Source organism: Variovorax sp. V35 (genome assembly GCF_041154465.1).
In the GTDB taxonomy this organism is placed as follows: Bacteria; Pseudomonadota; Gammaproteobacteria; order Burkholderiales; family Burkholderiaceae_C; genus Variovorax; species Variovorax boronicumulans.
Genome location: NZ_AP028666.1, coordinates 3,150,714 through 3,163,925, shown reverse-complemented (window position 1 = coordinate 3,163,925; position 13,212 = coordinate 3,150,714). Strand labels below are relative to the sequence as shown.

Sequence of the window (13,212 nt, the reverse complement as noted above, 5' to 3'; positions counted from 1 at the left end):
TCAAACACTCTGGAAAAAGGTCGCCCATGAAAGCGTTCATCATCGATCGTTACGGAAAGAATGAAGTTGGCCGCATCGGCGAAACGCCCGAGCCCGAGGTGCGGGACGATGACGTCCTAATCCAGATCCACGCGGCGAGCATCAATGCCCTGGACTCGAAGATCAAGAGCGGCGAATTCAAATTGATTCTTCCCTACCACTTCCCCCTGATCCTGGGCAACGACCTGGCCGGTACGGTTGAGCGGGTCGGCGCTCGCGTTCGCAGCTTCAAACCGGGCGACGAGGTCTATGCGCGCCCCGACGACGATCGCATCGGCACCTTCGCTGAGTTCATCGCCGTCAAGGAATCGTCGCTGGCGCTGAAGCCCAAGAATCTCAGCATGGTCGAGGCCGCATCCGTTCCTCTGGTGGCCCTGACCGCCTGGCAGGTGCTGGTCGAAACCGCCAAGCTGAAAAAGGGGCAGAAGGTCCTGATCCATGCCGGCTCCGGCGGCGTCGGCACCATCGCCATCCAGCTTGCCAAGCATCTCGGGGCATTCGTGGCCACGACCACCAGCACGGCCAACGTCGCCTGGGTGAAGGCCTTGGGCGCGGACGTCGTCATCGATTACAAGCAGCAGGATTTCGCCACGGTGCTCCGCGACTACGACGTGGTGTTGAACAGCCTCGGCAACGGCGAGCTGAACAAATCCCTCCAGGTTCTCAAGCCGGGCGGGCATCTCATCTCCATCTCGGGGCCGCCCACCCCGGCGTTCGCCATCGCGCGAGGACTGGCCTGGCCGCTCAGGCAAGTGCTGCGCCTGTTGAGTTTCGGCATCAGGAACAAGGCAAAGAAGAACGGGGGCCACTACACCTTCGTCTTCATGCGGGCCGATGGGGCGCAGTTGCGAGAGATCACCGCCCTCATCGAGTCAGGCGCCATCCGCCCGATCGTCGACAAAGTGTTCCCATTTCAGGACACCCACAAAGCGTTGGCCTACGTCGACAGTGGGCGCGCCAAGGGCAAGGTCGTGGTGCAAGTGGTGTAGCTGCCGCCTGCCTGCGCTAGCGTCTTTGATCAGGCCCTTGCCCCGCCGACTCAGGCCATCGCACGGCCGACGCGCAAGCCTCCGGTGGCCTTGGCGTTCTGTACCCGCTCTGCATGACCAGGAGATCGACCTTGAGTTCATACACAACCGCCCGCATCGGCAAGCGCGCACTGGTGACCGGCGCATCTAGCGGCATCGGTGCGGCCATCGACGCGTGGACCCACATTTTCGCTGACGCTTGAACCGCCTGTATTCCAACGCGCACGCCTGTGGTTCTGCGCATCGGTGCGCAGAAGCGGGTCAGCGTTCGATGGAAAAGTGGGGCCAATGAGCGTGGGAATCCACATCAAAGGTCTCCCGCAGAAACGCGGAGTTCGAAACCTTCGAGATCCCGAAGGACTTCGACTACGACGTGGCCGTCCCAGCGGACGACATCAGGGCGCCTGGTCACGCCGCTGCAAGCTGGTTGCGCGATCCTGCTCGCTTCAGTGACAACCCGCAGGGAGGCGCGCATCCTTCGCACGTTGCCAGCTCACTGCGCGTCGATCCTCATCCGCGAACCTGTAGGCTTCAACCGGCTCACGAGAAAATCCAGCAGTGCCCGATGCACCGCCGTGCTGTGCCGGCGCTCCAGGTACACAGCGGACAGCCACATGTCGCTGCGAACGAACTCCGACAGCACGGGCACCAGTCGCCCGCTCTCGACGTAAGGCGCGAGCATCACCGAGGGCAAGTAGACAACGCCTGCGCCAAGCAGCGCCGCCTGGATGAGCGGACTGGCTTCCGTCGCATCCAACGGTCCACGGACCGGGACCTCGAGTGGCTGACCGTCGACTTCGAAGCGCCACTTGGGCAGCGGATTCAGATGGCTGCTGAACAGCGCGATGTGATGCGCAAGTTCGCCCGGATGAGCTGGCACACCATGCTTACGCCAGTAAACGGGAGCCGCGCAGACAGTGAGCTCCATCGATACCAGTTTTCGAACGATCAGGTTCTCATTGGCTGACGCGCCGAAGCGAAGCGCGATGTCGACGCCTTCCTCCGCAAGATCGACCATGCGGTTTGTGAGCACGAGACTGATGCTGACCTCCGGATAGTGGCCAAGAAAGGCGTTGATCAATGCCGGCAATTCGGTCAGTTCCATGCCGTAAGGCGCCGAGATGCGCACGCGCCCGCTGGGGATCCGCGCGCGGTCCTGGAGCTCGGCTTGCGTGACGTCGGCCAGTTCGAGCATGGGCCTGCTTCTTTCGAGCAGCAAGGCGCCAGCGTCCGTCAGGCTGACGGCATGGCTGGTCCGGTTCAGCAATCTGACACCGAACCGGCTCTCGAGTGCCGCGATGTATTTGCTGACGGTGCCCTTGGACAGCGAAAGATGCTTGGCCGTGCGGGAGAAGCTCCCCGAAGTGGCGACCTCGCTGAATGTGCGCAGGAGATCCAGGCTGTCCACAAATGTTCTCCTTCTTGTTGGTCAGGGCGACGCTCGGTACGAGCATCTCGGACAGGTGCTCAGACGAGCCCGAGTTTTTTCCTCAGGCCCGCATCCACCGGTCCCGCCGGCATGAAGCGGCGCAATTTCGTCAACAGAGACGCCTCCCCCGGCGGCGTGCAACGCATTCGCCACGGGCCCAGCGCCGCCTCGACGATGGTGCTCGCCACGCCGTGCGGCTCGGGCGCACTGCTCACGCTCTCGGCCACGGAGAGCGTCACCAGTTCGCGTTCGCGGTCATAGCCCGCGATCCGCGCCTTGACACGGGGCGCATTGGCATCGAGGTTGGTCCGGGTGAAGGCCGGCTGCACCAGCGTGGCACGAATGCCGAACTGGCGCACTTCATGGTCCAGCGACTCCGACAGCCCTTCCACTGCGTGCTTGGTGGCCGCATAGAGTCCCATGTACGGAGCCGGAAGCACACCGAGCACGGAACTCACGTTGACGATTCGCCCGCGGCGTTTTTCACGCATGTACGGGAGCACCGCGCGCGTCGTGCGGAGCATGCCGAAAACGTTGGTATCGAACAGCACTGCAGCCTCGGCTGTCGCGGTTTCCTCGACCGCGCCGATCATCATCATTCCCGCGTTGTTGACCAGCACGTCGATGCGCATGGCCCGGTCGATGACGGATTCGATGCCCCTCTGGACAGAGCCTTCGTCGCGGACGTCCATTTCGATGAACTCCACACCAGGCAGCGCGGGTGCCTTGCGCAACTCGCGAACGGTGCCGAAAACCCGGCAGCCTCGCGCCACGAACATTTCCGCGGCGGCACGTCCGATGCCCGAGGACGCGCCAGTCACTACGACGACTGATGAACTCGACATGACTGGTTCTTTCGATCTTGATGAATGATGATGAAGCGCATCAGTGCGCGGGCTGGGTCGCGTTGCCTGGTTTGATCCTGAACCAGATCGAATACATCGCCGGCAGGAACACCAGCGTCAGGATCGTCCCCGCGAAAGTGCCGCCGATCAGCGTGTACGCCAATGCGCCCCAGAACACCGAATGCGTCAGCGGAATGAACGCGAGGATCGCCGCCAACGCCGTCAGGATCACGGGCCGCGCTCGCTGCACCGTAGCCTCGACCACCGCGTGGAAAGGGTCCAGCCCCTCCTGCTCGTTGTGGTGGATCTGCCCCAGCAGAATCAGCGTGTTGCGCATCAGAATCCCCGACAGCGCGATGAGCCCAACCAGCGCATTGATGCCAAATGCCTGCTGGAAGATGAGCAGAGTTGGCACCACACCGATCAGTCCCAACGGGCTGGTAAGGAACACCATGACCATCGCCGACATCGAGCGCACCTGGAGAATGATGATCAGAAGCGTGACCGCCAGCATGATCGGGAACAGCGGCAGCATCGCCGCGGTCGCCTTCTCCGATTCCTCGATGGAGCCGGCCTGGACGATGCGGTAGCCCGCGGGCAGCTTGTCGATGATCGGCTGCAGCTGCTTGGTGATCGCGTTCGACACGTCCGGCGGCTGCGTTCCGTCGGCGATGTCGCCCTGCACCGTGATGGTGGGCACGCGGTCGCGTCGCCGCATGACCGGCTCTTCCATGCGCATCTCGACCTGGCCGACTTGCGACAGCGGAATGCGTTGGCCGCCGGCACCGGCGAGCGTGAAGTCCGCGATGCGGGCCGGGTCGAGACGCGTGTCGCCCGCCGAACGGGCGACGACCTGCACGGTGCGGATGTCTTCGCGCACGGTCGTCACAGGCACGCCGCTCAAGAGGAACTGCAGTTGTTGCGCCACGGCATTGGAGCTCAGGCCCACGGCCTGCAGACGGTCCTGATTCAAGGTGAAGTGCAGCGCGGGCGTGCGGGTGCCCCAGTCGGTGCTGACGGTGCGCATCATCGGGCTCGCATCCATGACCTGACGCACGTCGGCCGCGATCTTCCGCAATTCGTTTGCATCCGGCCCCGTGACACGGTAGGCCACCGGGAACGGCGAGTACGGGCCGAACACCAGTTGGGTCACCCGCAGTCGCGCCTCGGGCGCCAAGCCCTGCGCGATGGCCTCGCGCAGCCGCAGCTTCAGGGCGTCACGCTCTTCCTGGCTGGCTGTGCGGATGACGATCTTGGCGAAGGACGGGTCCGGCAGTTCCGGGCCCATGGCGAAGAAGAAGCGCGGTGCGCCCTGGCCGATATAGGACGTGACAATCTGTGCCTCGGCTTGCTTGGACAGCCAGGCCTCGACTTTCGCCGTCGCATCGCTGGTCTGCGTGATGGCCGTGCCATAAGGCATCTGCACCTCGACCAGGACCTCGGGGCGGTCGGAGATCGGGAAGAACTGCTTCTTCACAACACCCATGCCGAGGATGGACAGCACGAACAGCGCGATGACGGCGCCCGCGACCAGCCACTTGCGTGCGATCACGCGCTCGAGCACGCGACGCAGGCGGTTGTAGCGCGGCGTGTCGTAGATCGCGGCGTGGCCGCCTTCGATTTTCTTGAAGTTCGGCAGCAGCTTCACGCCCAGGTACGGGGTGAACACCACCGCCACGACCCAGGACGCGATCAGCGCGATGCCGACGATCCAGAACATGTTGCTCGTGTACTCGCCCGCAGTCGATGGCGCAAAGCCGTTGGGCATGAAGCCGACGGCGGTGACCAGCGTGCCCGAGAGCATCGGCGCCGCCGTGTGACTCCACGCATAGGCCGATGCAGCGATGTGGCTGTAGCCTTCTTCGATCTTCACCACCATCATCTCGATGGCGATGATGGCGTCGTCCACCAGCAGGCCCAGCGCCAGGATCAGCGAGCCGAGCGTGATGCGATCGAAGTTCTTGCCGGTGGCGGCCATGACCACGAAGACCACGGCCAGCGTGAGCGGCACGGCTGCAGCGACAACCAGGCCCGCGCGCCAGCCCATGCTCAGGAAGCTCACCAGCATCACGACCAGCAAGGCCGCGAAGAACTTCATCATGAATTCGTCGACCGATGCGGCGATGTTGACCGACTGGTCCGTGACCTTCGACAGGCTCAGGCCCAACGGCAGTTCGGCATTGATGGCGCGGGCTTCCGCGTCCAGCGACTTGCCCAGGTCGAGCCCGTTCCAACCCTCTTTCATCACGACGCCGATCAGCAGGGCCGGTTCGCCGCCGTTGCGGATCATGAAGGTGCTTGGGTCTTCATAGCCGCGCTTGACCGTGGCGACGTCCGACAGCTTCAGGGTGCGCCCTTGCGCGACCACCGGCGTGTCCCGGATCTTCTGCAAGGTGTCGAAGGCACCGTCCAGGCGAATGAAGACCTGCGGACCTTTGGTTTCTACCGACCCGGCCGGGCTCAGCGCATTCTGGGCATTGAGCGCGGCGAACACATCCTGCGGGCCGATGCCCAGTGTGGCCAGCCGGTCGTGCGCGAACTCGACGTAGATCCGTTCGGGCTGCTCGCCGGCGATGTTCACCTTCTTCACGCCCGGCACGTGCAGCAGCCGCTGGCGCAGCGTTTCCGCATCGCGCACCAGCACGCGCTGCGGCTCTCCCTTGGCCTTGAGTGCGAAGAGGGCGAAGGTGACGTCGGCGTACTCGTCGTTGATCATCGGGCCAATCACGCCCGCCGGAAGATTGCCCGCTTCGTCGCCGACCTTCTTTCGTGCTTGATAGAACTCTTCTTGCACCTTGGAGGGTGGCGTGCTGTCCTGCAAGGTCAGCGTGGTGAACGCGAGACCGGGCCGCGTGTAGGTCTCGGCGCGATCGTAGTAGCGCAGTTCCTGCAGGCGTTTCTCGACCTTCTCGGCGACCTGGTCCTGCATTTCCTGCGCCGTGGCGCCGGGCCAGGCCGTGATGATGGTCATCACCTTGATCGTGAAGGCCGGGTCTTCCGCGCGCCCCAGCTTGAAGAAAGCGACGAGGCCGGCCAGCGAGATCAGCAGGATCAGGAACAGGGTGATAGCGCGCTCACGGACTGCGAGCGCCGACAGATTGAAACGGCCTTCGCTCATGGACGGGCTCCGCCACCCGCAGGCGCCGCGGCCGCGCCGGCAACGCGCACCTCTTCACCCTCGCGCAGCAGGTGCGCGCCGAGTGCGATCACGCGATCGCCCTGCTTGAGCTCGCCCGTGATCTGGGCGCGGTCGTCTTCCAGCGACTCCACCGTTACCGGCTGCCAGTGCACCTTCGCCGGATCACCGGTGATGACCCAGACCCCCGGCGCCTTGCCGGCGTCGAACAGGGCGCCGATGGGCACCTGCACACCGTTCTTCGCGACGACCTTGCCATCCCCGACGTGAACCGTCACCGTGGCCCCGAGTGGCGCGTTGACCATCTCGCCATCAAGCACATAGCGCGCCTCGAAGGTCCGCGTGAGCTTGTCGGCTGCATCGGAGAGTTGCCTGAGCTTGACGGCCACCGCAACACCTTCCCTGCCGAACAGCGTGGCCTGGCCGACGGAGCCGATGACCGGACGTAGCGTTTCCGGCAACTGGACCACGGCCTCCCTGCGCCCGGCCTGCGCCAAGCGGACCACCGGCTGCCCGGGGTTGACGACCTGGCCAGGCTCGGCCAGCGTCTCGAGCACCGTGCCGTCTGCGTCGGCAACGAGTTCCGAATAACGATTGGAATTGCGCGCAACCTCGGCCTGCGCTTCGGCCGCACCGAGCTGGGCCTGGGCCGCATCCGCCGCCGCCTTGACCTGGTCGTACGCCGAGGCGGAAATGGCGCCGGTGCCGCGCAGATCGCGGTAACGCGCTTCTTCGTCGCTCGCCTGCTTTGCACGCGCCCGTGCAGCGCTGACAGCCTCCTGCTGGGCACGCGCCGCCAACCTCAGGTCGACCGGGTCGATGCGCATGAGCAACTGCCCGCGCTTGACCGTCTGGCCCGCGTCCACGAAGCGCTCCAGCACCTTTCCGGAGACGCGGAAACCCAGGTCGGTTTGAACCCGCGCGGCCACGGTGCCGGTGAACGAGCGCGATGCCGACGCGGCCGTCTGGACGGTGGCTGCGCGCACCAGCGGCGCCTGGGTGCGCGGATCGGGCGGCGCCTTGTCGTCGCAGGCGGCCAGCGCGAACGGCAAGGCGCAGACAAGTGCAGATGTAAGGAAGCGGCGCGAATGCATGAGGGGCCCATAGACGAATCGATCAGGACCCCGATTCTGATAACAGTGACCATTTTAGTCAATGGTCACGGCCGATTTATATCTTCAAGGAGATAGACTGCGCAGCACCAGACCCGACAGCTGGGCCGGCGCCTGGTCCGTGTAGTGAGCACTGAGCTGCAGGATCACGGGGTTGATATAGGGGTGCATGACCAGATAAATGGCCGCCGCCGCCTCGTCGATCGGCGTCTTGCGCTCGAAGTCGCCCGACTCGCGGCCCTGCTTCAGCAGCTCGATGAGCATCTGGCGGATGCACTCTTCATGGGCAATGGCCGACGGCCAGCGCTCGCTGGCCGCCGAGATGGCGATCTCGTAGAGCTTGCGGTCCTGGAAGAACAGGCGCAGGCCCAAATCGACAATGGCCTTGAACATACGGCGCAGCTTCTCGGGCGGGCTTTCGACCCCGTCGACCGCCACGCGGATGCCCTCCTGGATCTCGCGCAGGCAGTTCGCGCAGATCATTTCGCCAATCGCCTGCTTGGACTCGAAGAACTTGTAGATGTACGCCTTGGAGAAGCCGATGGCCTTGGCGAGGTCGGAAACCGTGGTCTTCTCGTACCCGTACTGGCTGAAGTGCTCGGTGGCCGCGACGACGATCTGCGCGCGCACGTCGTGATCGGCCGGCCCCCGCGCTACAGGCGGAGAAGAAGTTGCATTGCTCATGACCAGAGCTTACCGCCCGGACAAACAAACGACAACAAGTGACCATATTGAATTATAGTCACACACCTTTTCCTGTCCGCCGTCCCGGAGCAACCCATGTCCCAACGTACTCTTGCCCTGCCCCTGCTGTTCAGCCTCCTCGCAGGCTGCGCTGCCGGGCCTGACTATGTCCGACCTGCCCCGAGCCTGCCGGACCGCTTCATCGGCGAGACATCCCTCGACCGGCGATCCGCCACGGCCAACGCCGAGCTGGTGGCGTGGTGGACCGGCTTCGGCGATGCACGACTGGCCCGCTATGTCGAACTCGCTCTGAAACAGAATCTTGACCTTGCACAGGCATCCGCCCGCGTGGCGCAGGCCCGGGCCGGGCTCGGTGCGGCGAATGCGGCACTGCTGCCTTCAGGCAATCTCGGCGGACAAGCCGCCAGGGCCTACCAGTCGGTGGAGACGCCGCTGGGCCAGGTGCTGAACTCGCAGCCAGGGTTCGATCGCTACGGCAACGCCTACGAAGCGAGTCTCGGCGCAAGCTGGGAGCTGGACATCTTCGGCGGCCTGCGCCGGGGACGCGAGGCAGCGCTGGCCGACTACCAGGCATCGGAGGCCGGCGCGACCGCCACGCGCCTGGCCGTGGCCGCGCAGACCGCAGACATCTACATCACGCTGCGCGGTCTACAGGCCCGCCTCGACGTGGCACGGCGGCAAGTCGCCACGCAGCAGGACCTGCTGTCGAAGATCAACCTCCTCTACGGCAAGGGGCTGGCCGCCGAACTCCAACTGAGGCAAGCCGAAGGTGCCCTGGCGCAGGTCCGTGCATCTGTGCCAGTGTTGGAGGCGGGCGAGGCCGCGGCCATGAACGCGCTCGACGTGATGCTGGGCGCGACGCCGGGCGCGCACCGCTCCGAATTGGCGGCGGGGGGTGTCATTCCTGTCGCACCGCGCATCGGCGCCACCGGATCACCCGGCGATTTGCTGCGGCGGCGGCCCGACCTGATCGCTGCCGAGCGGCGCCTTGCGGCATCGAACGCGCGCATTGGCGTGGCCATGGCCGAGTACTACCCGAAACTCTCACTGGGGGGAACGATCGGCAGCGCCACGTCCGTGGCCAGCGGCAATCTGTTCACCGGCGGCGCCAGCCAGGCTGCGGCCCTGCTCGGCCTGCGCTGGCGGCTGTTCGACTTCGGGCGCATCGACGCGCAGATTGCACTCGCCAAGGGGCAGGACGCGGAGTTGCTCGCAGCCTACCGGCTCGCTGCACTGCGTGCGACCGAAGACGTGGAGAACGCCTTCTCCGCCCTGGTCAAGCGTGAAGAACAAGCCGCCTTGCTCGCGCAGGGCGAGGCATCGCTCGGTCGCGCGCGAGGGGCATCGTTCGCGGCTTATCAGCGAGGTGTCGTCAGCCTGATCGAAGTGTTGCAGGCGGACGAGAGCCTGCTGCGCGTGGCCGATGCGAGAGCGCAGGCGCAAACGGAGTCGGCGCGCGCGGCGGTCAGCGCGTTCAAGGCGCTGGGCGGCGGCTGGCAGGCTGAGCCCCTCGAAGCGGTGGCCATCCGCTCGCATTGAGACACTGAATACGTCCCGGCAACCCGGGCGATCCGACAGACTCGCCCGTTGCGCTCGAAAACACCGGTTCGTCCGACCTCCACGCCGAAGGACAGAGAGACGCAGCGACATCGCACAGATGTACAGCTACAAACCTCCTGTGCCGCAGCACGAAGCGTGTGACTCTAGCGTCTTCCCCAATCTCCTCGGGCGAAGCCCCACACCGTCACTGCGGCGCCGACGATGGCGCCCCCAGCCACCAGCAGGAAGGCAGACTCGAGGCTGAGCCTCCCCGCGAACACCAGCGCCGCTGCGGACAGCGCGCACGCGAAGCGCAAGACACCGGCCGCGAGCGGCCAGCCGACGCGCCGCGCGCCCTGCCCCGCGAAATACAGTGACAACGCGACGGCAATGAAGCCGAACACCGGGCCCATCACCCTCAGGTACTGCTCCCCGACGGCCAATACGTCGGGGTCGCTCGCGAAGTGAGACATCCACAGTCCAGGAAAGAATGCCACGCCGAGGCCCAGCACTTCGAGCAACCCAGCAACGAACAATGCGTTCACCAGCGCAGCGCGCCGCGCACGCACCACATCGCCGGCGCCAATGCAGGTTCCAACCACGGTGACGGCGGCGGTGCCAAAGCCGAACATCACGGGAACCAGCAACATTTCCAGTCGAGACGCGATACCGTAGCCCGCGATCGTCGACACGTTGAAGGCGCCTGCAGCCGCTGTGATCGCGGCAATTGAAAGCGTCGTCATCGCCGCGTTGAGGGTCGACAGCAAGCCAACGCCAAGGATGGCACCGAAGTGATCACGCCGTAGCGGGTGCCGACGAAGTCGAAGCCTCGAGCCCGCGGATCGCATGGAGGCAACGATCGCCACGAGCGAGCCTGCACTGCACAACACCTGCGCCACGCCCGCACCGGCGACGCCCATCCGCGGAAACCCCAGCCAACCCAGGATCAGGACGGGAGAAATAATGAGCCCGACGCCAACGCCGCCGAGCATGATCAGTGCTGGAGTTCTGACGTTGCCCGCACCTCGCAAGGCTGACTGCAGCAACGTCGGAATCCAGAACAGCACCGCGCCGCCAAAGAGAATGTCCGAGTATCGAATCGCCTGCTGCAAGGACGCACCTGTTCCACCCAGTTCACGGTAGAGCATCGGACCCGCGGCGATCACAGCCAAGGCGAACAGTCCGCCTGCGATGATCGCGATCACGACGCTGTGCCACACGAGACTTTCGGCTTCGTCTTGCCGCCCGCCGCCGAGCGCCCGCGCGACCGCCGAAGAAACCCCGCCTCCGACACCGCCGTTGGAGACCATGGTCATAAGCAACATGACGGGCACGACTAACGAGGCCGCTGCGATAGCGTCGACACCCAGCCCGCTCACGAAGTAGGTTTCTGCCACGCTCAGCACCGTCTGCATGAGCATCACGGCGACCGTGGGCACCGCGAGGCGAATCAACAGCGGCAGCAGCGGCGCGTGCAGCAAGGGGTTGGCGACGCCCGAGTTGACCTTGGCGGGCAAAGGGGCTGGCTCCAAGGCTCTGGCGGCGTCAGCAGTGAGGGAAGTTGTCATCAGGTGTCCACCTTTGGCTGGCATGTGCGTGATGGGCACCCGCAACTCCGGGCTCTCCTGCCGACCGTTTTTTTCTTACCGCACGCGGAGCGTGAAGCAGTCGTTGCTCAATTGGCCTTGGCGCGCAGATCGGCCGGGTGCGGCATCGTCGAAATAACTTTGCTGTTCACACGAGAGCCGGAGCCGACATTCTGGTCGGGCCGCAGGTTGTAGTGAACGGCCTCGGCTTCAACGAGAGACCGCGCCGTCGAAACAGCCATGGTCTCGGGACCGCGAGAACCGCGAACCACGTTCTGGTCGGGCGCTTTGGCGGTGCGCACGGCCTCGGCATTCACCTCATCGCGCGTCTTGCTGGAGAAGGCCTTGTGCACACCGTCGTACGCCTCTGCGTGGGCGCCGGCCGCGACCAGGAGGGTCAGAACGGGGGCCGATACGATCTTCATGGCTGTCGTGAGGTTCATGGAGGTTCCAAAGAAAAAGGTTGGAGCAAAACGCTTGCGGGTCTCGTCTCGAGAACCTGCAGATTAAGTCTTGCGCCAAATTCGACTTCGGCAGTCATGCGATCAAGACACGCCACGTTTCCGTAGCCGAAACCTTCTGCATCGCAGCAACGGGCCTTCCAGCATGCCCGTCCCGGCGGGCTTTGAGGATCAAGTCGCGCGCCCGAACGTCTGGAGCGCGCGTTCCAGTCGTTCGTCCTGAGATTGATCGCCAGAGAGGAATCGGAAAGACCTGCGCTCGTAAAAGCGGCATGCACACATCAGGCGCGGATCGGAAAACTAGTTCACACGTCACATCGCGATCAAACCTCTTACGTTTGTCTGCTGTAACGAGAGCTTCGATTCGCCCGGGTGCACCCATCTGCTCGTAGATATCAACGCCGCGTCGCCATGCTAATGCTCATTCGCACATTGACTCTCTCGAGCAGTGGACTGCCAGCACCGGAGCCCGAAGCCGAACGCCGCAGACCTAACCGACGATAACCAAAGGCACGTCAATGCTCCCTTATCGGCGGCTGAGAACGCACCGCAAACGGTAGGAACATGCTGCACCCAGGCCGGCAGCTCGTCCCTGCGAGCGGCAGGTACGCAGCGACAGTCGCCTCTATTTCGGATTGACCGACGTCGACTTTATTGAGCCGTCAGCGCCAACGACGATAGAGATCTGCCCTCCCAATTGGGACTGCCGAGCACCAACATGCCATTCACCAGATTTGCGGCCGATAGAAAAAGCAGGGGCCCATCGGAGGCCCTCGCGTAGGGCGCGGCTCTTTGCCGCGCGAAAGGCGGCCACTGCATCCAAGCCATCGGTATCGTCGATTAGCTGCCCATCGCTCTGACGAAATCGGAACGTCACCTCAGAGTCAAGTGTCACATTCCATTCGCCGCCTTCCAGCACCCGATCCGTTGCATGTCTTCGCCCAGATCGGCGCCGGCCGTGGCTGCACCTGCCTGCGCCCTTTGCGTTGCATCGCTACGCGGGCGTACAGCCCAGGCCGCTGCGGGCAGCGGATCATGGTGCCGCTGGTGGTACTGACTGCGTCGCGCGTGACGCAGGAGTTGCACAACGCCCTGGTCAAGGGCGCGACGCGGATGCTCAGCGGGTGAACGGCATCGTTGTGGGTGGCGCAAACGTCGAAGGTGCTGATGCTCCCCCGGGCCTTCTCGAAGGCATCATCCCTTCCGCGATCGACACGGCCGCCAACCTTGGACATCGGGGCGCGCGGCAGCGACGCGAGACGGAGCAGTTACTCATGGGTTCAGTCGAAGGCAGCATGGCTTGCAAGCAAATCCCCTCTGTTCATTGCCGGG

At 64.5% G+C, this 13,212-nt stretch carries 10 protein-coding genes; 3 read left to right on the top strand and 7 right to left on the bottom strand.

Features of this window, described 5'->3' with window-relative positions:
• Positions 1–26: 26 nt before the first annotated feature.
• A complete protein-coding gene (locus tag ACAM42_RS14660) occupies positions 27–1,028 on the top strand; it encodes an NADP-dependent oxidoreductase (RefSeq protein ID WP_369632456.1) in 1,002 nt (333 codons plus the stop codon).
• Positions 1,029–1,560: 532 nt separating this feature from the next.
• Here ACAM42_RS14660 and ACAM42_RS14655 read toward each other — a convergent pair.
• The 5 genes from ACAM42_RS14655 to ACAM42_RS14635 form a co-directional block, all read right to left on the bottom strand.
• A complete protein-coding gene (locus tag ACAM42_RS14655; RefSeq protein ID WP_070059261.1) occupies positions 1,561–2,475 on the bottom strand; it encodes a LysR family transcriptional regulator in 915 nt (304 codons plus the stop codon).
• Positions 2,476–2,534: 59 nt separating this feature from the next.
• Positions 2,535–3,341: an oxidoreductase gene (locus tag ACAM42_RS14650; protein WP_369632455.1), complete on the bottom strand. Its 807-nt coding sequence runs from the start codon at positions 3,339–3,341 to the stop codon at positions 2,535–2,537.
• A gap of 40 nt (positions 3,342–3,381) precedes the next feature.
• The gene (locus tag ACAM42_RS14645; RefSeq protein ID WP_369632454.1) at positions 3,382–6,459 is read right to left on the bottom strand and encodes an efflux RND transporter permease subunit; all 3,078 of its coding nucleotides are present in this window, start codon (positions 6,457–6,459) and stop codon (positions 3,382–3,384) included.
• Positions 6,456–7,571, bottom strand: a complete 1,116-nt coding sequence (locus ACAM42_RS14640; RefSeq protein ID WP_070059264.1) for an efflux RND transporter periplasmic adaptor subunit — start codon at positions 7,569–7,571, stop codon at positions 6,456–6,458. The genes ACAM42_RS14645 and ACAM42_RS14640 overlap by 4 nt, the downstream gene beginning before the upstream one ends.
• Positions 7,572–7,655: 84 nt before the next feature.
• Positions 7,656–8,273 (bottom strand): TetR/AcrR family transcriptional regulator, encoded by a 618-nt coding sequence (locus tag ACAM42_RS14635; protein WP_070059265.1) that lies wholly within the window; start codon positions 8,271–8,273, stop codon positions 7,656–7,658.
• Positions 8,274–8,369: 96 nt separating this feature from the next.
• On the opposite strand from ACAM42_RS14635, the gene ACAM42_RS14630 reads away from it, so the two are divergent.
• Positions 8,370–9,833, top strand: a complete 1,464-nt coding sequence (locus ACAM42_RS14630) for an efflux transporter outer membrane subunit (RefSeq protein WP_369632453.1) — start codon at positions 8,370–8,372, stop codon at positions 9,831–9,833.
• Positions 9,834–9,997: 164 nt separating this feature from the next.
• Here ACAM42_RS14630 and ACAM42_RS14625 read toward each other — a convergent pair whose 3' ends face one another.
• On the bottom strand, positions 9,998–11,401 hold the full coding sequence (locus tag ACAM42_RS14625; RefSeq protein ID WP_167394996.1) for an MATE family efflux transporter: 1,404 nt from the start codon (positions 11,399–11,401) through the stop codon (positions 9,998–10,000).
• Between the two features lie 107 nt (positions 11,402–11,508).
• Positions 11,509–11,862, bottom strand: coding sequence for a DUF4148 domain-containing protein (locus tag ACAM42_RS14620; RefSeq protein ID WP_235926633.1), 354 nt, complete (start codon positions 11,860–11,862; stop codon positions 11,509–11,511).
• Positions 11,863–12,807: 945 nt separating this feature from the next.
• Between ACAM42_RS14620 and ACAM42_RS14615 the strand changes: the two genes are divergently transcribed.
• Entirely contained in the window at positions 12,808–13,008 is a 201-nt protein-coding gene (locus ACAM42_RS14615; RefSeq protein WP_070059268.1) for a hypothetical protein, read from the top strand.
• Positions 13,009–13,212 lie beyond the last annotated feature (204 nt).